Genomic DNA, 26,587 nt, shown 5'->3' with positions numbered 1-26,587 from the left:
CTCCTCGCGGGGATTCATCCGTCAGTCCCCGGCCAGCTCGAGGAAGTCGTCTTCATTGCGCTGGGCCAGCCGCACATACACGCGACCCACCAGGTAGAGCACGGGGAACGCGAGGAATCCGAGGACCAGCCACGGCACCCGGATCCCCAGCACCGTCGCCTCGGCGACCGCCTCGATACCGAACAGCACGGGCAGCGCGCCGAATCCGGCCACCACCACCAGCCCGAGCCGCAGCGCCAGCCCCAGCTGCGCGCGAATCAGCCCTCCGATCAGCGCCGCCCCCAGATCGGTCTGCTCCACCACCTCGGTCCGCGTTCGCACCTGCCGCGCACCCCGCCGCCGCGCCAGCACCACCCGCTCCCGCACCGGCCGCTGCGGACCCGTCACCGCCGCGTCCCGTGCTGTCGTGGGCCGTGCACGAGCCGCTGTTTGAGTTCGCGCACCTGCCGCCTGCTCACCGGCAGTTCCACCGCACCGCCCGCGCTGTCGGCGCGCAGGCAGACCACCGTGCCGGTCCCGGTGGTCCGCAGCCCGGTGACCAGGCGCAGGGCCACCAGATAGGACCGGTGCACGCGCACGAATCCGGCGTCCGCCCAGCGGGCTTCCAGCGCCGACAGCGGAATACGCACCAGGTGCGAGCCGGTGCCGGTGTGCAGGCGCGCGTAGTCGCCGTCGGCCTCCACCCAAGCCACATCGGCCCGGTTGACCAGCGTGGTCACCCCGCCGAGTTCCACCGGAATGACCTCGCTCGGATGGGCCGCGGGTGGCGCGACCGTGGCCGGGGTGGCGACCCGCGCGGCCAGGATCCGGCGCACCGCCTCACCCAGCCGCGCCTCCCGCAGCGGCTTGAGCAGGTAATCGACCGCACCGAGGTCGAACGCGGCCACCGCGTGATCGTCGTGCGCCGTCACGAACACCACCGCGGGCGGCTCGGCGAACTCCGACAGAATCCCCGCCAGCTCCATCCCGGTGAGTCCCGGCATATCGATATCGAGGAACACCGCGTCGATCGGATGCGCCCGCAGCAACCGCAGCGCCGCCGTCGCCTCCCCGGCCCGATGGATCTCCCCGACCCCGGCCTGCGCGCTCAGCAGATACACCAGCTCGTCGAGCGCGGGCTTCTCGTCGTCGACGGCGAGCACCCGCAGCGCGGTCGAGGGTTCCACGGTGTTCCAAGTCACAACCTGTCCATGGTAACCGGCGGCACCGACCACGAGGGCCACCGCGGTTCTCCGGGCGGACACAGGGCGGCCGACCGGGGCGGATAGCTCCGGAGCGCCCTGGGCTCCGGGTGCGCCGGTCCGCGCCGCCGCGACCGGATCACGCGCGAACCCCGGCGCGGAACTTCGGCACCCGCATGCTGACCTTCGTCCCCGCCCCCGGCGCCGTCTCCACGACCAGCCCGTAATCGTTCCCGAAGGCGGCGCGCAACCGGTCGTCGACATTGGCGAGCCCCACGTGCGCCGCTTCGCCGGTGCGGGCGGGGCCGGTCTCGGTGTCCACGGCGTCGAGCGCACCGGAGCGCAGCAGTTCGGGGTCCATCCCGATCCCGTCGTCCTCCACGCTGATCAGGCAGTCGGTCCCGGCATCGGTGGCGACGATGCTCAGCTGCCCCCCGCGCCCACCCCCGCCGAGCCCGTGCCGCACCGCGTTCTCCACCAGCGGCTGCAATGCCAGGAACGGCAGCACCACGCCGAGCACCTCCGGCGCGATCTGCAGGCGCAGCTCCAGCGCGTCCCCGAACCGTGCCTGCTCGAGCGCGAGATACCGCTCGATATTGCGGAGTTCGTCGGCGAGCACCGTGAATTCGCCCGCCGCCCGGAACGAATACCGGGTGAAATCGGCGAACTCGAGAATCAGCTCCCGCGCCCGATCCGGATCGGTCCGCACGAACGAGGCGATCGTATTGAGCGCGTTGTAGATGAAATGCGGACTGATCTGCGCCCGCAGCGCCCGCAATTCGGCCCGGTCCACCCGCGCCCGCGACGCGTCCAGCTCGGCCAGCTCCAGCTGCCCACACGCGTACCGCGCCACCTCCCCGGCCGCCCCCAGCATCCCCGGCCCCGGCTGCCCCGCAGTCACCATCCCGAGCGCCCCCACCGCCACCCCCGTATCGATCACCAGCGGCTGCGCGATCAAACAGTGCTCACCCCCGGTGATCAGCACCGCCCGCTGCGCCGCGATCGCCCGCCGCGCCGCCTCCTCGAACCCCTCCAGCATCGCCGTCGCGGGCCCGTCCCACGCCAGCAACCGACCCTCCGCGTCCGCCACCCCCAACGCCTCGGCTCCCGCCAGCACCCGCAGATGCGGCGCCGCGGCCTCCGCCGCCTCCGCCGTCAACCCCCGCCGCAACGGCACCGCCGCCAGCGACGCCGTATGCAACGCCTGATGCACCGCCCGCTGCGCTGGTGTCGTCACCACCCGCTGCGTCCGCCGCCAGATCGTCCACGCGGCGACCGCGACCAGCGCCGCGCACCCCAGCACCACCAGCGTCGTCGTCATCGCCCGCTCCCGGCACTCGGCGCCGTGCCGCCGCCCCGGCGGACCACGGCTGGTGTCGGCTGGGTGCGGAACTCCCGCTTCGGCGGTACGGACATGCGCCGATTATGGCTGGCCGCCCGCGACGGGGTCCGTCTGTCGCCGCGTGTGGGTTGTGGCCCCCGTCGATGAGCGGAAACGGACGGCCGTCGAGGACTCGCCGGTGACGTTCGACACGACACGCCGAAGGGCGTCGAGGCGGGGGTCGAGGCCGACGCGTGGCAGGCGGAACCTGTCGTACCCCCATGCATAGAATGCCAAGGCCAACCCCCGTCGACACCCTGGGAGGAAGGACCGTCTTGGCTCCGTCCGGATCGTTCGTTCACCTGCACAACCACACCGAGTACTCGATGCTCGATGGTGCGGCGAAGATTTCGCCGTTGTTCGCGGAGGCGGAGCGGTTGGGGATGACCGCTGTCGGGATGACCGACCACGGCAACATGTACGGGGCCAGCGAGTTCTATAACAGTGCCAAGAAGGCCGGGATCAAGCCGATCATCGGTATCGAGGCCTACATCGCGCCGGGCTCGCGTTTCGACACCAAGCGCGTGCAGTGGGGTGACCCGGGGCAGAAGAGCGACGACGTCTCCGGTTCGGGTGCCTACACGCACATGACCATGGTCGCGGAGAACGCGACCGGCCTGCGCAACCTGTTCAAGCTGTCGAGTCTGGCCTCCATCGAGGGCCAGCTGGGCAAGTGGGCGCGTATGGACGAGGAGATCATCGCCCAGCACGCCGAGGGCATCATCGCCACCACCGGCTGCCCGTCGGGCGAGGTGCAGACCCGCCTGCGCCTGGGTCACGAACGCGAAGCCCTCGAGGCCGCGGCGAAGTGGCAGGAGATCTTCGGCAAGGACAATTTCTTCCTCGAGGTGATGGACCACGGTCTGTCGATCGAGCGCCGGGTCCGCGAGGGCCTGATGATGGTCAGCAAGCAGCTCGAGATCCCGCCGCTCGCCACCAACGACTGCCATTACGTCACCAAGGACCAGTCGACCAATCACGAAGCGCTGCTGTGCATCCAGACCGGCAAGACGCTCTCCGACCCCACCCGCTTCAAGTTCGACGGTGACGGCTACTACCTCAAGTCCGCCGCCGAGATGCGCGCCATCTGGGACGCCGAGGTCCCCGGCGCCTGCGACAACACCGAGCTCATCGGCGAGCGCGTGCAGTCCTACGACGACGTGTGGGCCCACCGCGACCGGATGCCGATCTTCCCGGTGCCCGAGGGCGAGACCCAGGCCACCTGGCTGCACAAGGAGGTCATGCGCGGCCTGGACCGGCGCTTCCCCGACGGCCCGCCGCGCGAGTACGTCGACCGGGCCGAATACGAGCTCTCGGTGATCAACCAGATGGGTTTCCCGGCGTACTTCCTCGTCGTCGGTGACCTGATCAAGCACGCGCTCGACGTCGGCATCCGCGTCGGCCCCGGCCGTGGTTCGGCCGCCGGTTCGCTGGTCGCCTACGCCATGGGCATCACCAATATCGACCCGATCCCGCACGGTCTGCTCTTCGAGCGGTTCCTCAACCCCGAGCGCGTGTCGATGCCCGATATCGATATCGACTTCGATGATCGCCGCCGCGGTGAGATGGTCCGCTACGCCACCGACAAGTGGGGCAGCGACCGGGTCGCTCAGGTGATCACCTTCGGCACCATCAAGACCAAGGCCGCGATCAAGGACTCCGCGCGAGTCCTGTTCGGCCAGCCCGGTTTCGCCATCGCCGACCAGATCTCCAAGGCGCTGCCGCCGCCGATCATGGCCAAGGACATCTCGGTCTCGGGCATCACCGATCCCGAGCACGAGCGGTACAAGGAAGCCGCCGAGGTCCGCGAGCTGATCAGCTCCAACCCCGATATCGCCAAGATCTACGAGACGGCCAAGGGGCTCGAGGGCCTGATCCGTAACGCGGGTGTGCACGCGTGCGCGGTCATCATGTCCTCGGAACCGCTCACCGACGCGATCCCGGTGTGGAAGCGCGCGCAGGACGGCGCGATCATCACCGGCTGGGACTACCCGTCGTGTGAGGCCATCGGCCTGCTGAAGATGGACTTCCTCGGCCTGCGCAACCTCACCGTCATCGGTGACGCCCTGGAGAACATCAAGGCCAACCGCGGCATCGATCTGGACATGGATCACCTGCCGCTCGACGACCCGGCCACCTACGAACTGCTCGCCCGCGGCGACACCCTCGGCGTGTTCCAGCTCGACGGCAGCGCCATGCGCGACCTGCTGCGTCGCATGCAGCCCACCGGCTTCGAGGACATCGTCGCCGTGCTCGCGCTGTACCGGCCCGGCCCGATGGGCATGAACGCCCACAACGACTACGCCGACCGCAAGAACGGCCGCCAAGAGGTCAAGCCGATCCACCCCGAGCTCGAAGAGCCGCTGAAAGAGATCCTCGCCGACACCTTCGGCCTGATCGTCTATCAGGAACAGATCATGCAGATCGCGCAGAAGGTCGCCGGGTACTCGCTCGGCCAGGCCGACATCCTGCGCCGCGCCATGGGTAAGAAGAAGCTCTCGGTGCTGGAGGAGGCCTACGCGGGCTTCCGTGAAGGCATGCTGGCCAACGACTTCTCCGAACCGGCCATCAAGGCACTGTGGGACACCATCCTCCCCTTCGCCGGTTACGCGTTCAACAAATCGCACGCCGCTGGCTACGGCCTGGTCTCCTTCTGGACCGCCTACCTCAAGGCCAATTATCCCGCCGAGTACATGGCGGGCCTGCTCACCTCCGTCGGTGACGACAAGGACAAGGCCGCCATCTACCTGTCGGACTGCCGCAAGATGGGTATCACGGTGCTGCCGCCGGATGTCAACGAGTCCGAGCAGAACTTCGCCTCGGTCGGCACCGATATCCGCTTCGGTCTGGGCGCGGTGCGCAATGTGGGCGCCAATGTGGTGTCCTCGATCATCGCCGCGCGCCGGGAGAAGTCGAAGTTCACCGACTTCTCCGACTACCTGAACAAGATCGACGCGATCGCCTGCACCAAGAAGGTCACCGAATCGCTCATCAAGGCAGGCGGTTTCGACTCGCTCGGGCATCCGCGCAAGGGCCTGCTGCTGATCCACTCCGACGCCATCGACGCGGTGATGTCGACCAAGAAGGCCGAGGCGATCGGCCAGTTCGACCTGTTCGGCGGCCTGGACGACGGCGACGACTCGGTGGCCTCGGTCTTCAATGTGAAGGTCCCCGACGAGGAATGGGAGACCAAGCACAAGCTCGCCCTCGAGCGGGAGATGCTGGGCCTCTACGTGTCCGGGCATCCGCTCAACGGTGTCGAGCACGTGCTGGCCGCCCAGGTGGACACGCCGATCCCGGCGATCCTGGAAGGCGATGTCAAGGACGGCGCCCAGGTGACCATCGGCGGCATCCTCGCCTCGGTCAACCGCCGGATCAACAAGAACGGCCTGGCCTGGGCCTCCGCCCAGCTCGAGGACCTCACCGGTGGCGTGGAGGTGCTGTTCTTCCCGCAGTCGTACTCGGTGTACGGCATGGATGTCGTCGAGGACGCGGTGGTGCTGGTCAAGGCCCGCGTCTCGGTCCGCGACGACCGCATCTCGCTGATCGCCAACGACCTGGTCGTCCCCGACCTCTCGGCCATCGGCGTCGCCAAGCCGGTCGCGGTCGTCATGACCACCCGCATGTGCACCCCCGACAAGATCGGCGAACTCAAGAAGGTCCTCTCCCGCCACCCCGGCACCTCCGACGTCCACGTCCGCCACGTCGGCGCCCGCGAGAAAACCACCCTCCTCAAACTCGACGACGCCTGGCGAGTCTCCCCCTCCTCCGCCCTCATGGGCGACCTCAAAGCCCTCCTGGGCCCCGGCTGCCTCGGCTGACCCCCTGGCTCGACCGCACCGTGCGCGGTGCGGTCGACCAGTTCGTCGCCTGGGCCCCTGGGCCGACCGACCGCACGCTGCTGGTAGTCCACGGCGGCCCGGACTGGGACCACACCTACCTGCGGCACCCCCTCGGCCGTTCGGCGGGCCACCACCGCCTGCTCCTCCCTGACCTGCGCGGATGCGGCCGCTCGGCCCGCGGACTACCGCCGACGGCCGTCGATCCCGACACCGTCGTCGCCGACCTGATCGGGGTCCTCGACGCATTCGAGGCCGACCGCGCGGACGTGCTCGGCTTCTCCTACGGTGGCCTCCTCGCCCAACGCCTCGCCGTGACGGCACCCGAGCGGATAGGCCGCCTGATCATCGCCTCGAGCAGTGTGCTCCCCGTGCCACCGGCAAACGCTGTGTGGTCGGATCTTTCGCGCACCGGTCCGGCCCGCACCGAGGCCGCTGCCCACGCCGAGGCGCTGGCTGGCGGAGGTGGTGCGATTCCTCGGCTGACCGGGTGCGCTGTCAGATCAGGGTGGTGGCGGTGTGTTCGAAGTGGCGGACCACGAGGGCGTGGGCGATCGGGATGAGGAGTTCGACGGGGATCATCAGGATGTAGAACCAGTGTGGTGGGCCCGCGACCGCCCAGGCGAGGAGCCGGGCCAGGCCGCCGAGGAAGAACAGGGCGCTCAGGAGGTCGATCGCTCTGGCGCGGCCGACGATATCGCCCGCGGCCCAGAGGAAAACCGCACCGTAGGCGGCGAACAGGACGTTGTAGAAGCGCAGATCGGATTCCATGGTGGCGTTGACCTCGCCGCCACCGAAATAGGTGGGCTGCCCGAACAGCAGATGGGCCAGCGCGATACCGATCACGACCGCACCGAACACCCGGAGCCAGAGCTGGAAGACGCGCATCGTGCCCCCTCGTTCGACCTGATGGATACCCGTCCACGGTAGTCCTCTGTGACCGCCGACCCGGGAAATGTCGCGAAGCCGCTGTCCCGGGGCACAGCGCGCGAGCACGGCACGCTGGGAGCGGTGGTGATGGCCGCCTCGCCGACATCGGGCTAGCGTCGAGAGGCGTGACGTCCGCGCCGCTGCTCGACTCGCCACCCCGCCCGCCGGGACCCACACGGTCCGCCCGGCCCGTGATCCCGGCCCGGACGGTGCTGTTTCTCGCGGTGACGGCGATCCTCGCGCAGCTCGCCCTCCGTGGCTGGGTGGCGGCGTCCGGGTTCTTCTACTGGGACGACTACCTGCTGATCGGCCGGGTGAGCAGCCATCCGGTGTGGTCGCCGGAACTGCTGTTCACCAGCCACGACGGCCACCTCATGCCGTTGGCCCTCGCGCTGACCTGGCTGGTCACCACCGTGGCCCCGCTGGACTGGACGGCGGCGGTCGTGGTGCTGCTCGTCCTGCAAGCGCTGGCCTCGCTGGCGGTCCTGCGGGTGCTCGTGGTGCTGCTCGGCGCGCGGGTGCGACTGCTCGGCCCGCTGCTGTTCTTCCTGTTCGTCCCGCTCACCCTGCCCGCCTTCGCCTGGTGGGCGGCCGCCGTGAACGCCCTGCCGCTACAGATCGCCCTGGCCTGGGTGAGCGCGGACGCGGTGCTGCTGGTGCGCACCGGTCGCCGCCGGTACGCGGTGTCGGGGGCGGTGGTGTTCGCGCTGGCGCTGCTGTCGTTCGAGAAGTCGGTGGTGGTGTTGCCGGTCGCGTTCGCGGTCGCGGTACTGGCGGCGTACGTGGTGGGGGAGCCGGTGCGCGAGGTCGGCAGGCGCGGCGCTGCCCTGTGGACCGCGTGCGGTGCGGTGCTGCTGGCCTGGACCGCGTGCTTCCTGCTGGTGATCGAACGCCCACGCGGACTCTCCGGCCCCGAACATCCCGGCATCCTGGTGCGCCGCGCACTCTCGGACGGCCTGGTCCCCGCCCTGTTCGGCGGACCGTGGCACTGGGAACGCTGGCAACCCGCCACCCCCTGGGCCGACCCATCGGCCGTCGCGGTCGTCATCTCCTGGCTCGCCCTGATCCTGTTCGCCGCGTGGACGATCCGCACCCGACGCCGCGTCGCCCCTCTCTGGCTCGGCACCATCACCTACGCCGTCCTCACCATCGCCCCGGTGGTCGTCCTCCGCGACGGCCCCGGCACCGCGGGCCTGCTGCTCCAATCCCTGCGCTACTTCGCCGATTTCGCCGTCATCGCCACCCTCGCCCTCGCCCTGCTCACGCTGTCGCCGCGCCCGGCCCTCGCGCCGGACCGGCGGCCCCGGCGAACCGCCGGGACCGAGACACGCACGCACCCGCGCACCGGCTCGGCTACCGTGCCGCCGGTAGCCATGTCCCCAGCCGGTCGTGGGACACCGGAGGACGACGGGGAGCGTCGGCCGGTGCCGACATGGCGGCCCACCTCCACGACACCGGCTGGTCACGGGACATCTCGGGCAGACCGGACCGGTGCACCGGTACCACCGCGACGCGGCCCGATCTCGCCCGGCGATCACCCGGCACCACAGACCGGTCCGCCGCACCGGCGAACGTCGATCCGGTTGCGCCGCATGCCCATCGCAGCCGCCATCCTTTTCCTGGCGAGCAGTGTCTACTCCACCATCACCTTCACCCATTCCTGGGAACCCAGCCCCGCGCGCGCCTACGTCACGGGCGTCCGCGCATCCCTCCCCTCGGCCGTCGACGCGCCGCTGCTGCCACAGGAAGTCCCCTGGAACGTCCTGAATCCCTTGGCCTTTCCCGAGAACATGACCGACCACGTCTTCGCCCCCCTCGCCACCTCCACCACTTTCGCCCTGTGGACACCGAAACTCCGGATGATCACCGACACCGGCGCCATCGTCGACGCGAACGTCTGGTGGAACCGCGCCATCGTCGCTGACCCCGGCTGCGGCCATCGGGTCCGCGGCACCACCTCGACGACCCTGCCCCTGGACGGCCCCATGCAGATCCGCGACTGGACCGTCCAGCTCAACTACCTCGCCGAGCGCGACGGCCGCATCGCGTTGTCCTTCGACGGCGACACCGAAACGGTCGCCGAGGTGCGCCAGGGCCTGAACACCGTCTACGTGCGGTTACTCGGCGGCGGATCGGCGCTGCGGATCCGCTCGTTCGACGCCGCCCAGTCGCTGTGCGTGGGCGCGGGCCCGGTCGGGGTGATCTCGCACGCGTCCTGACCACCCGCGATCGTTGCCCGCGCGTGCCGAGGCGGCGCGTGCGATGCTGGGCCGATGAGGCTGTTTCGGGTGTGGGCGCCGGAGGCGGGGTCGGTGCGGTTGCACCTGGACGGGGACGCGCACCCGATGCGGCGCAACGGCGGCGGCTGGTGGTCGACCAGGGCACCGGCGGCACAGGGCGCCCGCTACGGCTTCCTGATCGACGACGACCCCACCGCCCTGCCCGACCCGCGCTCACCCCGCCAGCCCGATGGCGTGCACGCGCTCTCGGCGGTCCACGACCTCGACCCGGCGGTCTGGACCGACCACGGCTGGACCGGCAGGCAGCTGGCCGGTGCGGTGTTCTACGAACTGCACCTCGGCACCTTCACTCCCGAGGGCACCTTCGACGCCGCCATAAGCAAACTCGATCACCTGGTCGACCTCGGCGTCACCACCGTCGAGCTCATGCCGGTCAACGCCTTCGACGGCACCCACAACTGGGGCTACGACGGCGTGCTCTGGTACGCGGTGCAGGAGAACTACGGCGGCCCCGACGGCCTGCAGCGTTTCGTCGACGCCTGCCACGCCCGCGGCCTCGCGGTCTGCCTGGACGTGGTCTACAACCACCTCGGCCCCTCCGGCAACTACCTACCCCGCTTCGGCCCCTACCTGGCCGACGGCCGCAACACCTGGGGCCAGCGCCTCAACCTCGACGGCCCCGGCTCCGACGCGGTGCGCCGCCACATCATCGACAATGCCGTGCGCTGGCTGCGTGACTTCCACCTCGACGCCCTGCGCCTGGACGCCGTGCACGCCCTGGCCGACCACACCGCCACCCACCTGCTCGAAGAACTCACCGTCGAGACCACCGCGCTGTCGGCGCAGGTGGGCCGTCCGCTCACCCTGATCGCCGAGAGCGACCTCAACGACCCGCGCCTGATCACCCCGCGCGCCGCCGGTGGCTACGGCCTGCACGGGCAGTGGAACGACGACCTGCACCATGCCGTGCACACCGCCGTCTCCGGCGAACGCCAGGGCTACTACGCCGATTTCGGCTCCCTGTCCTGCCTGGCCCAGACCCTCACGCACGGCTTCTTCCACGCCGCCACCTATTCCAGCTTCCGCGGCCGCACCCACGGCCTGCCCATCCCGCGCGAGCTGATCCCCGGCAGCGCCCTGCTCGGTTACACCTGCAACCACGACCAGATCGGCAACCGCGCCCTCGGCGACCGCCCCAGCGCCTACCTCACCCCGGGCCAGCTGGCGGTGAAGGCGGCGCTGGTGCTGCTCTCGGCGAGCACCCCGATGCTGTTCATGGGCGAGGAATGGGGCGCGCGCACCCCGTTCCAGTTCTTCACCTCGCACACCGACCCGGTCGTCGCCGCGGCCACCGCCGCCGGTCGCCGCGCCGAGTTCGCCGAGCACGGCTGGGCCACCGCCGACGTCCCCGACCCGCAGGACCCCGCCACCTTCACCCGCTCCCGGCTGGACTGGACCGAACCTCGCCACGAACCGCACGCCCGCCTGCTGGCCTGCTACCGCGCCCTGCTGACCCTGCGCGCCACCCGCCCGGAGTTCAGAGATCCCTGGCTGGAACGGGTCTGGGCCGACTACGACGAGGCCCGCCGCTGGTTCGTGCTGCGCCGCGGCCGAATCTCGGTGGTGTGCAATCTCGCCGAGGACGACGCGGTGATCCCGGTGCACGGCCGGGTCCTGCTGGCCTGGTCCCCGGCCACCGAAAGCGGCGCGGGCACACTCGTTTCCGGCCACAGCTTCGCCGTGCTGGAGGAAATGGACGGCGCGGGCACCGTGGTCACCGACCGGTGACGCCCGGGCACGGCTCGGCCACGGTCGCCGTCCGGCCATTGCCCCGCCGGGAGTCCGACCGTACGGTTGAGCGATGAGCAACGACGCTTACGGGCAGGACAGTGCTGCCCTCCCGGCCGGAGTCGGCGGTTACGCCCCGGCCGGATTCGGACCGCTGGTGCGCGCCTTCGCCACCGTGGTCGGCCACCGCCGCGGCGCGGGTGGCGCCCTCGCGATCTACCGGCACGGACAACCGCTGGCGCACCTATGGGCGGGCAGCGCGGGGGACCGGCCGTGGACGGCCGAGACCGGCGCCATCGTCTTCTCCGCGACCAAGGGCGTCACCGCCACCGTCGTCCACCGGCTCGCCGACCGCGGCCTGATCGACTACCGGGCCCCGGTCGCCGAGTACTGGCCGCGTTTCGCCGCCCACGGCAAGGGCGCGATCACCGTCGCCGATGTGCTCACCCACCGCGCGGGCCTGTCCTCGCTGCCCGCGGTCGCCGCCACCGCCGCCGAATCGCTCGACCACGAACTCATGGAGGACCGCCTCGCCCTGGCCGCGCCCGACCGGCTGCGCGGCGTGCCGACCTACCACGCGCTCACCTACGGCTGGCTGCTGGCCGGTCTGGCCAGGGCCGTCACCGGCCGGAGCATGAGCGAGCTCATCCGCGCCGAGGTCACCGAACCGCTCGGCATCGACGGTATCCACCTCGGCCGTCCCGCGCCGGGATCCGCCACCGAATACGCCCGGCTGGCGGGCGCGCACCTCAGCATGGTCGGGCACCCGATCGCCGCCGGATTCCTCGACCGGGTCGGCCAGCACCTCCCCGGCCCACTCGGCGCGGCCGCCCGCTGCCTGTTCGTGCCCGGACTCGACGGCATCCTCGACGGCGAGGACCCGCCGATCCTGGACACCGAGATGCCCGCGGGCAACGGCGTGTGCACGGCGACCGGCCTGGCCCGGATGTACGCGGCGCTGGCCGACGGCATCACCGTCGACGGCAGGCCCTATCTGAGCGCGCACACCCACCGCGCGATCCGCCGGGTGCAGACCTACCGCCTCGACCACGCGCTGTTCTACCTGCCGATGATGTGGCACCTGGGCTACCACTCGTTCCCGCTGGTCGGCGCCCGGCACGGCTTCGGGCACATCGGGCTCGGCGGGTCGTTCGGCTGGGTCGACCCGGCCTCGGGCCTGTCGGTGGGATACGTGCACAACCGCCTCGACCAGACCACCCTGGCCTACGACCAGCCCGCCATGGGCTGGGTGCTGCCGCTGGTGCTGTCGGGGGCGCGCGCCACCCGCGACCGCGGGCCCGGCTGGGACCGCGCGGCCGCGTAGCCGTCAGGTCAGGTAGCGGTAGGCCGGAGACCCCGGTTCCAGGCGCTCGGCCTGGATCGGGGACTCCTCGATGCGGTGCAGCAGCGAGGCCAGATCGTCGGTGGCGCCGAGTTCGACGCCGACCAGCGCCGCCCCGGTCTCCCGGTTGTTGCGTTTGACGTACTCGAACATGGTGATGTCGTCGTCCGGGCCGAGGATCTCGTCGAGGAAGCGGCGCAGCGCCCCCGGCTCCTGCGGGAAGTCGACCAGGAAGTAGTGCTTGAGGCCGCGGTGCACCAGCGAGCGCTCGATGATCTCGCCGTAGCGGGACACATCGTTGTTGCCGCCGGAGACCAGCACCACCACGGTGGCGCCGGGGTCGATCGTCACCTCGGCCAGCGCCGCGGTGGCCAGCGCGCCCGCGGGCTCGGCGATGATGCCCTCGTTCTGGTACAGCTCGAGCATGGCGGTGCAGATGGCGCCCTCGTCGACCTGCATCATCCGGAACGAGGCGGTGCCGGTCGGCGTGCCCGTGGTGGTGAGCAGCGGCAGCGAGGCGTGCGAGATGACCGCGCCGCCGAAGGAGGCCGCGGCCCGGTAGGGCAGGTCGCCGATGCGGCGCACGGCGGCACCGTCGACGAACGGGTCGATCTCGGGCAGCGTGACCGGCGCACCGGCCACCAGCGCGGCGGTCATCGAGGCGGCACCGGCGGGCTCCACCCCGAGCAGACCGGCCTGCGGGGCGCGTTCGCGCAGGTAGGTGCCGATCCCGGCCAGGCAGCCACCGCCACCCACCGGCACGACCACCAGATCCGGCGCGGTGCCGAGCTGCTCGAGGAACTCCGCGGCGATGGTGCCCTGCCCGGCGGCGGTGCGCGGGTCGTCGAACGGCGGCACCATGGTCGCGCCGGTCCGGGCGACATCGTCGGCGGCGGCCGCGGCGGCCGCGTCGTAGGTCTCGCCGGTGGCGATGAGCTCGACGAACTCGCCGCCGTGCACGCGGATCCGGTCGCGCTTCTGCTTGGGGGTGGTGGTCGGCACGTAGATGCGCCCGCGCACACCCATGGCCTTGCACGCGAACGCCACACCCTGCGCGTGATTGCCCGCGCTGGCCGCCACCACACCCGCCGCGCGCTCGGCGGCGGTGAGCTGGACCATCAGGTTGTAGGCGCCGCGCAGCTTGTAGGAGCGCACGGCGGTGAGGTCTTCGCGCTTGAGGTAGACCTGGGCACCGGTCCGCGCCGACAACCGCGGGCTGAACTGCAGCGGTGTCGGCTCGATGATGTCGGAAATTCGCTTCGCGGCGGCGTCGATCTCGTCCGCGGTCAGCGGCGGACGGGATACGGATACTTCGGCGACGTCAGCGATGGGGGACACCCGGCAATGTTACCGAGGGCCGCGCGGCGCCCGGCCACCGCCGCCGGGACGGGTGGCCGGGCGCGCGGACGACGCTAGCTGGGGGTCAGCACGAAGACCGGGATCTCGCGATCGGTCTTCTTCTGATACTCCGCGTAGTCCGGCCAGACCGCGACGGCCCGCTCCCACCACCGCTCCTTCTCCGCGCCGGTGACCTCACGCGCGGTGTAGTCCTTGTTGACGGTCCCGTCGCGCAGCTCCACCAGCGGATGGGCCTTGATGTTGTAGTACCAGACGGGGTTCTTGGGCGCGCCGCCCAGCGAGGCCACCACGGCGTATTCGCCGTCGTGCTCGACCCGCATGAGCGGCGTCTTGCGCAGCTTGCCGGTCTTGGCGCCCTTGGTGGTGAGCAGGATGACGGGCTTGCCCTGCAACGAGGTGCCGTCGGCTCCGCCGGAGTTCTCGTAGGTCTCGGCCTGCTTGCGGGCCCAGTCCGAAGTGCTCGGTGCGTACTCTCCTGTCAGTGGCATGACCTGCACAACGATCGGCGGGGGTGTGATGTTCCCGACAGTGCGGCCCGGCAAAGTTCGGTGGCCCGAAATCTTCTGTGCGTCTATCCTGTGTGCATGGCAGTGGTCACCCCTTCGGCAGCACCCGCGACGGTCGACATCGCGGGCAGTGCGTGGCCGGTCTACAAGCTCGAAGCGCTGGTCGCCGGGTTCGTCGTGGGTGCCGTGCTGCTGCTGGTCCTCGGCTCGCCGCAGGCCGCCGTGCTGGTCGCGGCCGCCGTCGCCGCGCTGCGCTGGACCGTCGGCGCCGTCCGCGCCTGATTCACTCGGTGAACTCGAGTTCCTTGAGCTCGGCCCGCGAGAACACGCCCAGTTTCGGATACGCCTTGTACAGGTGATGACCGACCGTGCGATGACTCAGGAACAACCGGGCCGCGATCTCCCGATTCGACAGCCCCTGCGCCGCCAGCCGCACGATCTGTGACTCCTGCGGGGTGAGCACGCTCAGCGGCCCCGTGCTCGCCGCCGCCGTCCCGACTCCCAACGCGCTCAATTCGGTGCGGGCACGTTCGCCCCACGGTCCGGCCTCGAGCCGGTCGAATACGGTCAGCGCCTGTTCGAGCTGGGTGCGCGCGTCGACCTTGCGTTTCTCGCGGCGCAGCCATTCGCCGTAGAGCAGCCGGGTGCGGGCCTCGTCGAACGGGCGATTGGCGGCCAGCGCGGCCACGAAGTGCGGTTCGGCGTCCGGCCCGTCGGCCAGCAGCGCCCGCCCCCGGGCGGCCAGCGCAGTGATCCAGTCCTGATCGGCCCGCTCGGCCCAGGCGGTGAGTTCGGCCAGGGCGGCGGCGCCGTCGGCGGTGGCGCCGAGCCGCGCGGCCACCTCGATCCGGTCGGGGAGCGCGCGCAACCCGCTGACGTGGTGACAGGCCGGTTCGACCGCCATGTGCGCCAGCTCGGCGCGCGCCGCCTCGAGCCTGCCCTGTCCGAGCGCGAGCAGTCCCAGCGCCGCGTGCGCCCAGGACGCGCCGACCGCGCGCGCCCCGCCGAACTCCTCGGCCGTCGCCCGCTCGGCCCGCGCGCGCGTCGCGTCCTCGTCGCCGCGCTGGGCCGCCAGATACGCCAGGAACGCGCTGAGCTGCCCCACCCAGTGCGCCTGCCCGAGATCCTCGGCGATGCGCAGCCCCTCCTCGGCGCCGACCCGGGCCGCCCCCGGCCTGCCAGCGAACAACTGCGCCTCCGACCGGAAGAACAGCAGCGGCGCCAGCACCCCGATCCGGCCCTGCTCCCGGCATTCGCCGATCAGCTCCTCGGCCAGCTCACCCACCTGCTCGTCCTGCCCGACAACCAGCCCGCTGCCACACAGCTGCACCAGATCAGCCGGACTGTCCGCGCCATTGGCCCTGGCCAGCGCCGCCGCCGTGCGCAGATCGACCGTGCGCTGCCCGGCCACCGCCGTGGTCAGATACCGCGCGATCGGCGTCACCGGATCGCCTTCGGCCAGCGGCAGCGTCGCCAGCACTGCGGCCACCTCGGCGATCTCCGCGGGCCCCAGATACCACGCGGCATGGACCGCCCGCATGAGAATCCGCGCCGCCATACCGGGATCGCCCGTGCCCGCCGCCCCGTCTGGATCGCCCGTGCCCGCGGCCCCGTCGGGATCGCCCGTGCCAGCTACCTCATTCGGATCTCCGGTGGACGTCGCCCCATCCGGGTCGCCGGTGGGCGTCGGCCCGCCCCGATCGCCTGGCCGCGCCGCGATCGCCGCCGCCAGCAATCGGCGATGCGCCGAGGCCGGGATGCCCGCGGCGAAATCGGCCTGTGCGCGGACCAGGGCCAGGCGCAGCTCGACCGAGCTGTCGGCGCCCGATGCCGCGGCCCGTTCGGCCAGCGCCACCGCCCGATCGGTGAGTCCCGCCTCGGTCGCCATCTCGGCGGCGAGGACCAGCCTGCGTGACCGGTCGCGCTCGGTGACCCCGAGCGCGGCGGCGCGCTCGTAGGCGGCGACCGCGCCGTGGAAACCGTTGCGGCGCCGGGCCCGCTCCGCGGTGCGCTCGAGCAGGGTCGCGGTCGTCTCGTCCGGGCCGGTGGCGGCGCAGGCCCGATGCCAGGCGTGCAGGTCGGCGGTGTCCTCGGTGTCGAACGCGGCCGCCAGGGCGCGGTGCGCGGCCAGGCGCTGGGTGAGCGCCGAACCCTGGTAGACCGCCGCGCGCAGCAGCGGATGCCGCCAGGTGAGCGCCGATCCGTCGGTCCGCACCAGCTCCGCGTCCTGCGCGGGTTGCAGATCGTCGAGCGTGGCGCCGAGCGTGTCCGCGGCGCGCAGCACCGGCGCCAGCTCCGGCGACCCGGCCGCAGCGGCCACCAGCAGCACCGTGCGGGTGGCCGCGGGCAACCGGGTGACCCGCCCGTGGAAGGCCAGCTGCAGCCGCTGGGTGAGCGCCAGCGGCTGCGCCCGGGTCGGCCCCGTGGTGCCGATGGTCGACGGAAGTTCCAGCAGCGCGAGGGGATTGCCGCCCGACTCGGTGAGCAGCCGATACCGCTCGGCGGGGGAGAGCCGGACCGGGCCCGCGTCCAGCAGCGCGGCCGCCGCCTCCGGTCGCAGCCCCGGCACCACCAGCTCCAGCAGCCCGGGCGCCGGGAAGTCGTCGGGGCCGGGCCGAGTCGCGAACACCATCACCACCCCCTCGGCGTCGAGCCTGCGCGCCGCGAACAACAGCGCCTCGGCACTGGCCCGGTCCAGCCAGTGCGCGTCGTCGATCAGGCACAGCAGCGGACCGTCGGCGGCCTCCTCGGCCAGCAGCGTCAGCACCGCGAGCCCGATCAGCATCCGGTCCGCCGGGGTCCCGTCGCCGAGCCCGAAGGCGGCCTCCAGCGCCTCCCGCTGCCGCGGCGGCAACCCCGGCACCAGCGCCATCCCCGGCCGGACCAGCAGATGCAGGGCCGCGAACGGCAATTCGGCCTCGGACTCGATCCCCGCGCTGCGCACCGTCGGAATCCCTTGCGCCGCCGCGTAATCCAGCAGCGCGGACTTGCCGATCCCGGCCTCGCCCCGCAGCACCAGCGCCCCGCTGCGCCCGGCCCGCGCCGCCGCGAGCAGCTCGTCGATCCTGGCCTGTTCGGCGTCGCGTCCGTGCAGCATGCGCACCACGCTAGCGCCGCACCGGTAGACCGGCCGCGAAAGTACCTATAGGCGACTGATTCGCCGACCCCCACCGGCGCCATAACGTAGGTGTCATCGCAGGAACAACCCGCGAAACACCAGCTCAAAGCCTATTTCGGAGGTCGGTATGAACACCGTCGTCGCACAGTACCTGGAGGCCTGGAACACCCGCGAGCCCGGCGCCCGCCGCGCCGCGATCACCCGCCTGTTCACCGACGGGGCCCGCTACGTCGACCCGCTGGTCGCCGTCACCGGCCACGCCGAGCTCGAGGCCGCCATCGCCGGGGTGCAGACCCAGTTCCCGGACTGGACCTTCCGCCTGGCCGGTCCGGTCGACGCCCACCACGACCAGGTCCGCTTCACCTGGGGCCTCGGCCCCGCCGACGGCGAGCCCGTGGTGATCGGCTTCGACGTCGCCGTGCTCGCCGACGGACGCATCGACAGCGTCTACGGCTTCCTCGACCAGGTTCCCGCCACCGCCTGACATCCCCTCTCAGCCAAGGAGTTCCGCCATGACCACCGCCACCTCGTCCCGCCTGTCCGCTCTCACCACCGGGGAGAACCTGCTGCGGTTCTCGCTGCGCCTGGACGCCGTCGTCACCACCGCCAACGGCCTCGCCTACCTCGCGCTGGCCGGGCCGCTGGAGAACCTGCTCGGCCTGGACGCCGGCATCGGCCGCGCGATCGGGGTGTTCCTCACGGTGTACGGCCTGGCGGTCGCCGTGATCGGCACCCGCACGCCGATCAACCGGCCCGCGACGGCCGTGGTGGCCCTCGGCAACTCGGCCTGGGTCGTGGCGAGCCTGGCGGCCCTGATCGGCGGCACCCTGAGCCTGACCACGGTGGGCGCGGTGTGGGCGGTCATGCAGTCGGTGACCGTCGGCGCCTTCGCCGCCCTGCAGTACCTCGGTCTGCGGCGCACCCGCTGACCTCCGGCGAGCGCGGGGCCACCACGAGGTGGCCCCGCTTCGTCGTGTCAGCGCACCAGCAGCGCCACCGGCAGCCGCGCGAACAGCGCGTCGGCCCGGGCGATCCCGGCATAGGTGTTGCCGGTCAGCCGGTCGGTCCAATTGCCTTCCGGCAGCGGCAGTGTGGTGTCCAGCCAGCCGGTCGGCGCCAGCCCCACCGAATGCCGGGCCGCCGCCACGATGACCTCCGGTTCCTCCCCGGCGGGCCCGCGACCATAGGCGATGAACCGGTGCGCGTGCTCGCCGACGGCGTACAGCGGCCGGTACATCCCGCCCACGAAGCACTCCGGCCGCTCCCGCCGCAACCACAGCGCGTAGGCCACCACCCACATCTTCGCCGCCCCGGTGGTGTCCAGTGTCGGTGTGTCGGTGAGGGATTGGAGCATCCCCGCGCGTACCGCGAAGTTCACCGGCCGCCGGTTGTCCGGGTCGACCAGCGAGTCCTCCCACAGCTCGGTGCCTTGATAGATGTCCGGAATCCCGGGCCCGCACAGCTGCAACAGCTTCTGCGCCACCGCGTCCGACCACGCGTGCGGCGCGAGTTCGTGCGCCAGATCGCCGATCCCGGTCCCCACCGGCCCGTCGATCACCGCGTCCAGCCAGCCGTGCACCCGCGCCTCGAACGCCGCGTCCGGCTCCTCCCAGGAGGTCTTGACCCCCGCCTCCCGCATGGACTTCTCCGCGAACTGGTGCAGCCGGTCCCGCAGCCCCGGCACCGAGGACGCGGGCCGCCCGTCGGCGGGCCACACCCCGAACATGTTCTGCAACAGGAACAGTGCCGTCGCCCCGTCCGGCGCGGGCGTGGTCTCCAGCCAGCCGCGCACCCGCAGCGACCACACATCGGCCACCTGTGAGAGCACCCCGATCCGGGCCCGCACGTCCTCGCCGCGTTTGGTGTCGTGGGTGGACAGCGTCGTCATGGTGGCGGGCCAGCGCTGCGACCGCTCGCTGTTGGACAGATGGAAGTCGTTGATCGAATGCCCGAACCGCGCCGGATTCCCGCCGACCTCCTGCAGCGACACCAGCCGCGCGCCCTGATAGAACATGGTGTCCTCGACCGATTTCGCGGTGATCGCCCCGCACACCTGGGAGAACCGCGTCGCCGCCTCACCTCCCACCGCCAGCGCGGTGACCAGCACCGACAGCGGCGCGGTCAGCTCGGCATTGCGCTTCTCCACCTCCGCGACCACGGCCGCGGTGATCCCGGCCAGCGGCGCGTAGTCCACCCGGTAGACCGGCATGAACGCCAGCACCTCGATGGTCGCGTTGCTCACCGAGAGGGTGTCGAAACTGCCCGCGTTGCCGTCGCGCTTGATCGCCGCGACCAGCCGCCGGATCTCCGGCGCCAGGATCGTCTCGGCCACCGCCCGCTTGATCCGGTGCTCGGTCTCGCCGAACCAGGCCCGATCGCTGCCGTGCCCGGCCACCTGCTGCGACAGCTCGGTCAGCGGCGCCTCCCCGGCCGGATCGAGCAATACCCCGCCGACATCGGCGAGCGCGTCGTAGCCGGTGGTGCCGTCGACCGGCAGCGTCGCGTCGAGCGGCTCCCGATTGGCGAGGATCTTCTCCACCAGCAGCAGCCGCTGCGGCCCGATCAGCCTGCGCAGCCGGGTCAGATACGCGCTCGGATGCGCCAGCCCGTCCGGATGATCGACCCGCACGCCGTCGATCAGATCGTGCTCACACCACGCCGCCAGCTCCCGGTGCGTCGCCTCGAAGACCTCCGGATCCTCCTGCCGGATCGCCGCCAGGCTGCTCACCGCGAAGAACCGGCGATACGTGCACACCCCCGCCTTCCAGCTCACCAGCCGGTAGTGCTGGCGGTCGTGGATGCGCAGCGCGTTGTCGCCGTCGGTGCCCGGCGCGATCGGGAAGCGCAGATCGTGCAGGGCCAGCATCGGTTCCGGTCCCGACCGGTCGACGGTCAGTGCGGCCGGATCGTTCTCGCTCTGCAACACCGGCAGCGCCAGCCGCCCACCCGCCCCGTTGCCCTGACTCCAGTCGATGTCGAAATACTTGGCGTACGGCGAGTTCTGGCCGGTGCGCAGCACATCCCACCACCACGGGTTCTGCCGCGGATCGCCCACACCCACATGATTGGGCACCAGGTCGACGATCAAACCCATACCGCGACTGCGCACTTCGTCCGAGAGCGCCTTGAGCCCGGTCGGCCCGCCCAGCGCCGCCGACACGGTCGTCGGATCGGTGACGTCGTAGCCGTGCGTCGACCCGTGCGTCGCGGTCAGGATCGGCGACAGATACAGGTGCGAGATACCCAGCTGCTGCAGGTATTCGGCGATGGCCCGCGCGTCGGCGAAGGTCAGCGCGTCCGGCCGCAGTTGCAGCCGGTAGGTGCTGCGGACCGTGCTCGGCCGGATGGGCGCGCGGTGCAGCAGGGTGAGCGGGTCGGTCACGTAGGTCTCGGTCATCGTCTCGGCTAGGCGGTTCGGCGCAGTACCAGCAGGCAGCGGCTGGGGACAGGAAGGACCGCCGACGCGGCGAAGACGGCGTCGGCGGCACCGGTGGGGGTCGAACAATCCAGGGCGAGAGTCCATTCGACACCGAACTCGGGCCCCGGCACTACGAAATCGATCGCTTCGTCGTGCGCATTGAAGCACAGCAGGAACGAGTCGTCGGTGATGCGTTCCCCGCGCGGACCCGGCTCGGGGATACCGTCGCCGTCGAGCAGCATGGCCAGTGACTTGGCGAAGCCGCTGTCCCAGTCCGCAGTGGTCATCTCCGTGCCCGCCGGGGTGAACCAGCCGATCTCGCGCCCGCGGCCCACGCCGTCACCCGGCCCGGCCGCCAGGAACCGGCGCCGCCGGAAGATCGGATGCGCGGTGCGCAGCGCGATCACCGACCGGGTGAACGTCAGCAGCTCGGTGTCGGTGCTGGCCCAGTCCATCCACGACAGCGGCGAATCCTGGCAGTACACATTGTTGTTGCCGGATTGCGTGCGGCCGATCTCGTCCCCGTGCGACAGCATCGGCGTGCCCTGGCTCAGGATCAGCGTGGCCAGCAGGTTCCGCCGCTGCCGGGCCCGCAGCGCGAGCACCTCCGGATCGTCGGTGGGCCCCTCCACCCCGCAGTTCCACGACCGGTTGTAACTCTCCCCGTCGCGATTGCCCTCGCCGTTGGCCTCGTTGTGTTTCTCGTTGTAGGACACCAGATCCCGCAGCGTGAACCCGTCGTGCGCGGTGACGAAGTTGATGCTCGCGCCCGGCCGCCGCCCGGTCGACTCGTACAGATCCGAGGACCCGGTCAGCCGGTAGGCGAACTCGCCCAGCGTCGCGGGCTCCCCGCGCCAGTAGTCGCGCACGGTATCGCGGTACTTGCCGTTCCACTCGGTCCACAGGGTGGGGAAGTTACCGACCTGATAGCCGCCCTCGCCGACATCCCACGGCTCGGCGATGAGCTTGACCTGACTCACCACCGGGTCCTGGTGCACCAGGTCGAAGAACGCCGAAAGCCGGTCCACATCGTGCAATTCGCGTGCCAGCGTGGCGGCGAGGTCGAAGCGGAAGCCGTCGACGTGCATGTCCAGGATCCAGTACCGCAGCGAGTCCATGATCAGCTGCAGGGTGTGCGGATGCCGCACATTGAGGCTGTTCCCGGTGCCGGTGTAGTCCTTGTAGTGCTCCGGGTTCGCGTCGTCGAGCCGGTAGTAGGCGGCATTGTCGATGCCGCGCAGACTCAGTGTTGGCCCGAAGTGGTTGCCCTCGCCGGTGTGGTTGTAGACCACATCCAGGATCACCTCGATGCCCTCGGCGTGCATGGCCCGCACCAGCGCCTTGAACTCGGTCACCGCCGCGTCCCCGCGCGGCCGCGCCGAATACTGGTTGTGCGGCGCCAGATATCCGATGCTGTTGTACCCCCAGTAGTTGCGCAGCCCCTGGTCGGTGAGCACGTGGTCGTGGAAGAACTGGTGCACCGGCATGAGCTCGATCGCGGTGACGCCCAGGCTCTTCAGATGCTCGATGATCGCCGGATGCGCCAGCCCCGCGTAGGTCCCGCGCAGCTCCGGCGGCACGTCCGGATGCGTCATCGTCATGCCCTTGACGTGCGCCTCGTAGATCACCGTCTCGTGATAGGGCCGGTTCGGCGGCCGATCGGCGCCCCAGTCGAAGAACGGGTTGATCACCACCCCGGTCATCGTCTTTCCGAGCGAATCCAGCCCGTAGGTGTAGAGCGAGGGATCGTTGACGAACTCGCCCTCGAAGGCCTTCCCGTACGGATCCAGCAGCAGCTTGCTCGGATCGCAGCGCAACCCCAGCTCCGGCGCGTAGGGCCCGTGGATCCGGAAGCCGTAGCGCTGCCCCGGCGTCACAGTGGGCAGATAGGCGTGCCAGACGTGCCCGTCGACCTCGTCGAGCGCGATCCGCGTCTCCCCGCCGTCCTTGCCGATCAGGCACAGCTCGACCCCGGTGGCCACCTCGGAGAACACCGAGAAGTTGGTTCCGGCGCCGTCGTAGGTCGCGCCCAGCGGGTACGCGGTGCCCGGCCACACCCCCAGTGCGGTCAGCTCACCGGATCGGTCGTGCGGGCTCGACATGCCACGACAGTAGAGGAATCCATGACCCGTCCGCGCGCGGATGTGGCCGCCGGGTCTCCGTCCGCCGCGCGCGGCGGGTGCTAACTTGAACGGTGTTCAAGGCTGTCTCCGTGGCGGCACCGGACGACGACGAGGAAACCTGTGGACCTGACTTCCGAGCAGATCACCGCACTCGATGCCGAGCACGTCTGGCATCCCTACGGCGGCTTCCCCGCGACGACCGAACCGCTGGTGGTCGCGAGCGCGGCGGGCACCCGGCTCACCCTGGCCGACGGGCGCGAACTGGTCGACGGCATGAGCTCCTGGTGGGCCGCCGTGCACGGCTACCGGCACCCCGTGCTCGACGCGGCCCTGCTGGCCCAGTCGCAGCGGATGAGTCACGTGATGTTCGGCGGTCTCACCCACGAACCCGCGACCCGGCTGGCCCAGCTGCTCGTCGAACTCACCCCCGCGGGCCTGGAGAAGGTCTTCCTCTGTGATTCCGGCTCGGTCTCGGTCGAAGTGGCCACCAAGATGTGCCTGCAGTACTGGCGCGGCGTCGGCCGCCCCGGCAAGCACCGGCTGCTCACCTGGCGCGGCGGCTACCACGGCGACACCTTCACCCCGATGAGCGTCTGCGACCCCGAGGGCGGCATGCACGCGCTGTGGACCGACGTCCTCACCGAACAGATCTTCGTCCCCGCGCCACCGCGCGAGTTCGACCCCGCCTACGCCGCCGAGCTCGCCCGTGCCGTCCGCGAGCACCGCGACGAACTGGCCGCCGTCATCGTGGAACCCGTCGTCCAGGGCGCGGGCGGCATGCGCTGGCACGACCCCCGCTACCTCACCGAACTGCGCCGGATCTGCGACGAGAACGAGGTGCTGCTCGTCTTCGACGAGATCGCCACCGGCTTCGGCCGCACCGGCGCACTGTTCGCTGCCGACCATGCCGGTGTCGCCCCCGACGTGATGTGCGTCGGCAAGGCCCTGACCGGCGGCTATCTCACCCTCGCGGCCGCCCTGTGCACCGCGCGCATCGCCGAGACCCTCAGCGCCGCCCACGGTGGCCTCATGCACGGGCCCACCTTCATGGGCAACCCCCTGGCCTGCGCGGTCGCCGTCGCCTCCCTGGAACTGCTGCGCTCGCGGGACTGGCGCGGCGAGGTCGCGCGCATCGAAACCGAGCTGACCGAGGGCCTGAAGCCACTGGCCGGACTCGACGGGGTCACCGACGTCCGCGTCCTCGGCGCGATCGGCGTCGTCGAACTGGCCACCCCGGTCGACATGCGCGCCGCCACCGCCGCCGCCGTGGCCGCGGGCGCCTGGCTGCGCCCCTTCCGCAACCTCGTCTACACCATGCCCCCGTTCATCAGCACGACCGACGACATCGCCACCATCACCGGCGCGGTCCGCGCCGCGGTCGAGGCCTCGCTCCGATGAGCGCCCCGACGCCCCTGAACGGCGTTCAAGTAAGCTCCTCAGCTGTGACTACGGATCCGTTGAGCTGGTTGGACGAGCGCGCGGCCGAGCGGGTCGACGCCGGGCTGCGCAGGCATCTGCGCGTGCGCGCCGCCGAGTCGCCCGCCATCGACCTGGCCTCCAACGACTATCTCGGCCTGGTGCGCCACCCCGAGGTCGTCGAGGGCGCCATCGCGGCCGTGCGCCGCTGGGGCGCCGGGTCCACCGGCTCCCGGCTGGTCACCGGCACCACCGCCGCGCACGAGCAGCTCGAGACCGAACTCGCCGAATTCGTCGGCGCCGAAACGGGATTGGTCTTCGCCTCCGGCTACGCCGCCAACCTCGGCGCGGTCACCGCCCTCGCGGGCCGCGGCACCCTCGTCGTCTCCGACGCGGGCAGTCACGCCTCCCTCGTCGACGCCTGTCGCCTGTCCCGCGCCCGGGTCGTGATCGCCCCGCATCGCGATGTCGACACCGTCGAGCGCCTGCTCGGCGAGCGCACCGAGGAACGCGCGCTGGTCCTCACCGACTCGGTCTTCAGCGCCGACGGCGACCTGGCCCCCCTGGGCGATCTGCACCGGGTCACCCGCGCCGCGGGTGCGATCCTGATCGTCGACGAAGCGCACGGTCTCGGCGTGCGCGGCCGCGGCGGTCGCGGCCTCGTGCACGAGCTGGGCCTGGCAGGCGCACCCGACCTCGTCATCACCGCGACCCTGTCGAAGGCCCTCGCCGCCCAGGGCGGTGTCGTCCTGGCCGACGCCCGCATCCGCGCCCACCTCATCGACGCCGCCCGCACCTTCATCTTCGACACCGGCCTGGCCCCGGCCGTCGTCGGTGCCGCCCGCGCGGCCCTCGCTCTGCTGCGCCGCGACCCCACCATGGCCACCCGCGTCCTCGACCGCGCGGCCGACATCGCCCGCATCGCGGGCGTGCCCGACCCGGACTCGGCCGTGGTCTCGGTGGTCCTCGGCGACGCCCAGCTCGCCTTCGACGCCGCCCAGGCCTGCCGCGCCCGCGGCCTCGACGTCGGCTGCTTCCGCCCCCCGTCGGTCCCCGAGGGCACCTCGCGCCTGCGCCTGACCGCCCGCGCGAACCTCACCGACGCCGAACTCGCCACCATCGCCGAGGTGCTGAGCGAGGTCCTCGCCACCGCGCGCGGCCGGGAAGAAGTTCCCGCGTGAGCGCCCGGGGACCGGAGACGTCGGCTCGCGCGACCACACCGGCGGCCCGCACCCGCCGAACGGAGGCACAATGAGCATCCTGCTGATCAGCGGTACCTCGACCGATGTCGGTAAAACGATCGTCACCGCCGCGGTGGCCGCCGCCGCGACCGCCGCGGGCCGCACCGTCGCGGTGTGCAAACCCGCCCAGACTGGCATCGCCCCCGGCGAACCCGGTGACCTCGCCGAGGTCACCCGCCTGTCCGGCGTCACCCGCACCGTCGAACTCGCCCGCTACCCGGAACCGCTGGCCCCCGACACCGCCGCCCGCCGCGCGAACCTGCCCCTGCTCACGCTGGACGAGACCGTCGCCGCCGTCGACGCGCTCACCGACGCCGACCTGGTACTCGTCGAAGGCGCGGGCGGCCTGCTCGTCCGGATGGGGGAGTTCACCCTGCTCGACCTCGCCCAGAAACTCGGCGTCCCCGTCCTCGTGGTCGCCGCCGCGGGTCTGGGCACCCTCAATCACAGCGAACTCACCACCCGCACCCTGGCCGCCGCCGGCGTGCCCTGCGCCGGGCTGGTCATCGGCTCCTGGCCCACCGACCCGGACCTCGCCGCCCAGTGCAATCGCGACGACCTGCCCCGGATCACCGAGACTCCGCTGCTCGGCGCCGTCCCCGCGGGCGCGGGCCGCTGGGACCGGGCCTGCTTCACCGCGGCCGCACCGGGCTGGTTCCCCGCCGACTGGCCGATGATCATGGACGGCGTACGAACAAGCCGCTG

Annotated in this window: 20 protein-coding genes; 11 read left to right on the top strand and 9 right to left on the bottom strand. The window is 71.4% G+C overall.

Annotated features, from left to right (window positions below):
- Window positions 1-21: 21 nt before the first annotated feature.
- The 3 genes from WA675_RS18935 to WA675_RS18925 form a co-directional block, all read right to left on the bottom strand.
- The gene (locus tag WA675_RS18935; RefSeq protein ID WP_336085950.1) at window positions 22-387 is read right to left on the bottom strand and encodes a hypothetical protein; all 366 of its coding nucleotides are present in this window, start codon (window positions 385-387) and stop codon (window positions 22-24) included.
- Entirely contained in the window at window positions 384-1,181 is a 798-nt protein-coding gene (locus WA675_RS18930) for a LytR/AlgR family response regulator transcription factor (RefSeq protein WP_336085948.1), read from the bottom strand. Before WA675_RS18930 ends, WA675_RS18935 begins: the two co-directional genes overlap by 4 nt.
- A 139-nt stretch (window positions 1,182-1,320) precedes the next feature.
- Window positions 1,321-2,502, bottom strand: a complete 1,182-nt coding sequence (locus tag WA675_RS18925; protein WP_336085946.1) for a sensor histidine kinase — start codon at window positions 2,500-2,502, stop codon at window positions 1,321-1,323.
- A 290-nt stretch (window positions 2,503-2,792) separates the two neighbouring features.
- Between WA675_RS18925 and dnaE the strand changes: the two genes are divergently transcribed.
- Both dnaE and WA675_RS27415 read left to right on the top strand, forming a co-directional pair.
- On the top strand, window positions 2,793-6,383 hold the full coding sequence (gene dnaE / locus WA675_RS18920; protein WP_336085945.1) for a DNA polymerase III subunit alpha: 3,591 nt from the start codon (window positions 2,793-2,795) through the stop codon (window positions 6,381-6,383).
- 20 nt (window positions 6,384-6,403) lie between these two features.
- A complete protein-coding gene (locus WA675_RS27415; protein ID WP_442945669.1) occupies window positions 6,404-6,964 on the top strand; it encodes an alpha/beta fold hydrolase in 561 nt (186 codons plus the stop codon).
- On the opposite strand, the gene WA675_RS18915 is transcribed toward WA675_RS27415, so the two are convergent.
- Complete coding sequence (locus tag WA675_RS18915; RefSeq protein ID WP_336085944.1) at window positions 6,900-7,289, bottom strand: DUF4345 domain-containing protein; 390 nt, start codon at window positions 7,287-7,289, stop codon at window positions 6,900-6,902. The two genes, WA675_RS27415 and WA675_RS18915, sit on opposite strands and share 65 nt — an antisense overlap.
- 167 nt (window positions 7,290-7,456) lie before the next feature.
- Between WA675_RS18915 and WA675_RS18910 the strand changes: the two genes are divergently transcribed.
- The 3 genes from WA675_RS18910 to WA675_RS18900 all read left to right on the top strand — a co-directional run bounded on the left by WA675_RS18910 (window position 7,457) and on the right by WA675_RS18900 (window position 12,683).
- Entirely contained in the window at window positions 7,457-9,550 is a 2,094-nt protein-coding gene (locus WA675_RS18910; RefSeq protein ID WP_336085943.1) for a hypothetical protein, read from the top strand.
- A 54-nt stretch (window positions 9,551-9,604) separates the two neighbouring features.
- Window positions 9,605-11,359, top strand: a complete 1,755-nt coding sequence (gene treZ, locus WA675_RS18905; protein WP_336085942.1) for a malto-oligosyltrehalose trehalohydrolase — start codon at window positions 9,605-9,607, stop codon at window positions 11,357-11,359.
- A 73-nt stretch (window positions 11,360-11,432) separates the two neighbouring features.
- On the top strand, window positions 11,433-12,683 hold the full coding sequence (locus tag WA675_RS18900; RefSeq protein WP_336085941.1) for a serine hydrolase domain-containing protein: 1,251 nt from the start codon (window positions 11,433-11,435) through the stop codon (window positions 12,681-12,683).
- 3 nt (window positions 12,684-12,686) lie between these two features.
- On the opposite strand, the gene ilvA is transcribed toward WA675_RS18900, so the two are convergent.
- Together ilvA and WA675_RS18890 are read right to left on the bottom strand one after the other, a co-directional pair.
- Window positions 12,687-14,030: a threonine ammonia-lyase IlvA gene (ilvA, locus tag WA675_RS18895; RefSeq protein WP_442945676.1), complete on the bottom strand. Its 1,344-nt coding sequence runs from the start codon at window positions 14,028-14,030 to the stop codon at window positions 12,687-12,689.
- An 83-nt stretch (window positions 14,031-14,113) separates the two neighbouring features.
- A complete protein-coding gene (locus WA675_RS18890; RefSeq protein WP_336085939.1) occupies window positions 14,114-14,548 on the bottom strand; it encodes a nitroreductase family deazaflavin-dependent oxidoreductase in 435 nt (144 codons plus the stop codon).
- A gap of 96 nt (window positions 14,549-14,644) precedes the next feature.
- Between WA675_RS18890 and WA675_RS18885 the strand changes: the two genes are divergently transcribed.
- The gene (locus WA675_RS18885; protein ID WP_336085938.1) at window positions 14,645-14,848 is read left to right on the top strand and encodes a hypothetical protein; all 204 of its coding nucleotides are present in this window, start codon (window positions 14,645-14,647) and stop codon (window positions 14,846-14,848) included.
- 1 nt (window position 14,849) lies between these two features.
- On the opposite strand, the gene WA675_RS18880 is transcribed toward WA675_RS18885, so the two are convergent.
- Window positions 14,850-17,663, bottom strand: coding sequence for a helix-turn-helix transcriptional regulator (locus WA675_RS18880; protein ID WP_336085936.1), 2,814 nt, complete (start codon window positions 17,661-17,663; stop codon window positions 14,850-14,852).
- Between the two features lie 148 nt (window positions 17,664-17,811).
- Between WA675_RS18880 and WA675_RS18875 the strand changes: the two genes are divergently transcribed.
- Together WA675_RS18875 and WA675_RS18870 are read left to right on the top strand one after the other, a co-directional pair.
- Window positions 17,812-18,168 carry a nuclear transport factor 2 family protein gene (locus tag WA675_RS18875; protein WP_336085935.1) on the top strand — a complete coding sequence of 119 codons (357 nt, stop codon included), beginning with the start codon at window positions 17,812-17,814 and terminating at the stop codon, window positions 18,166-18,168.
- Between the two features lie 28 nt (window positions 18,169-18,196).
- Window positions 18,197-18,613 (top strand): hypothetical protein, encoded by a 417-nt coding sequence (locus WA675_RS18870; protein ID WP_336085934.1) that lies wholly within the window; start codon window positions 18,197-18,199, stop codon window positions 18,611-18,613.
- A 47-nt stretch (window positions 18,614-18,660) separates the two neighbouring features.
- Here the strand turns inward: WA675_RS18870 and treY are convergent, their stop codons facing one another.
- A complete protein-coding gene (gene treY, locus WA675_RS18865; protein WP_336085933.1) occupies window positions 18,661-21,081 on the bottom strand; it encodes a malto-oligosyltrehalose synthase in 2,421 nt (806 codons plus the stop codon).
- Window positions 21,082-21,089: 8 nt separating this feature from the next.
- Window positions 21,090-23,204, bottom strand: a complete 2,115-nt coding sequence (gene glgX / locus WA675_RS18860) for a glycogen debranching protein GlgX (protein ID WP_336085932.1) — start codon at window positions 23,202-23,204, stop codon at window positions 21,090-21,092.
- A gap of 141 nt (window positions 23,205-23,345) precedes the next feature.
- Between glgX and WA675_RS18855 the strand changes: the two genes are divergently transcribed.
- From WA675_RS18855 to bioD, 3 genes are all read left to right on the top strand, one after another.
- A complete protein-coding gene (locus WA675_RS18855; RefSeq protein WP_336085931.1) occupies window positions 23,346-24,623 on the top strand; it encodes an adenosylmethionine--8-amino-7-oxononanoate transaminase in 1,278 nt (425 codons plus the stop codon).
- Between the two features lie 44 nt (window positions 24,624-24,667).
- The gene (locus tag WA675_RS18850) at window positions 24,668-25,822 is read left to right on the top strand and encodes an 8-amino-7-oxononanoate synthase (protein ID WP_336085930.1); all 1,155 of its coding nucleotides are present in this window, start codon (window positions 24,668-24,670) and stop codon (window positions 25,820-25,822) included.
- 70 nt (window positions 25,823-25,892) lie between these two features.
- The coding region (gene bioD / locus WA675_RS18845; RefSeq protein WP_336085929.1) for a dethiobiotin synthase at window positions 25,893-26,587 on the top strand (695 nt) is incomplete at its 3' end.

The organism is Nocardia sp. SSK8 (assembly GCF_037034205.1).
GTDB lineage: Bacteria > Actinomycetota > Actinomycetes > Mycobacteriales > Mycobacteriaceae > Nocardia.
Note: the sequence above shows the minus strand (reverse complement) of the source record. Positions and strands in the feature narration are given on the sequence as shown.

Coding starts and splice junctions, on each gene's coding strand:
- WA675_RS18875 (WP_336085935.1), top strand. CDS start 17,812: ATGAACACCGTCGTCGCACAGTACCTGGAGGCCTGGAACACCCGCGAG.
- WA675_RS18925 (WP_336085946.1), bottom strand. CDS start 2,502: ATGACGACGACGCTGGTGGTGCTGGGGTGCGCGGCGCTGGTCGCGGTC.
- treY (WP_336085933.1), bottom strand. CDS start 21,081: ATGACCGAGACCTACGTGACCGACCCGCTCACCCTGCTGCACCGCGCG.
- treZ (WP_336085942.1), top strand. CDS start 9,605: ATGAGGCTGTTTCGGGTGTGGGCGCCGGAGGCGGGGTCGGTGCGGTTG.
- glgX (WP_336085932.1), bottom strand. CDS start 23,204: ATGTCGAGCCCGCACGACCGATCCGGTGAGCTGACCGCACTGGGGGTG.
- WA675_RS18890 (WP_336085939.1), bottom strand. CDS start 14,548: ATGCCACTGACAGGAGAGTACGCACCGAGCACTTCGGACTGGGCCCGC.
- dnaE (WP_336085945.1), top strand. CDS start 2,793: ATGCCAAGGCCAACCCCCGTCGACACCCTGGGAGGAAGGACCGTCTTG.
- WA675_RS18870 (WP_336085934.1), top strand. CDS start 18,197: ATGACCACCGCCACCTCGTCCCGCCTGTCCGCTCTCACCACCGGGGAG.
- WA675_RS18915 (WP_336085944.1), bottom strand. CDS start 7,289: ATGCGCGTCTTCCAGCTCTGGCTCCGGGTGTTCGGTGCGGTCGTGATC.
- WA675_RS18900 (WP_336085941.1), top strand. CDS start 11,433: ATGAGCAACGACGCTTACGGGCAGGACAGTGCTGCCCTCCCGGCCGGA.
- WA675_RS18880 (WP_336085936.1), bottom strand. CDS start 17,663: ATGCTGCACGGACGCGACGCCGAACAGGCCAGGATCGACGAGCTGCTC.
- WA675_RS18885 (WP_336085938.1), top strand. CDS start 14,645: ATGGCAGTGGTCACCCCTTCGGCAGCACCCGCGACGGTCGACATCGCG.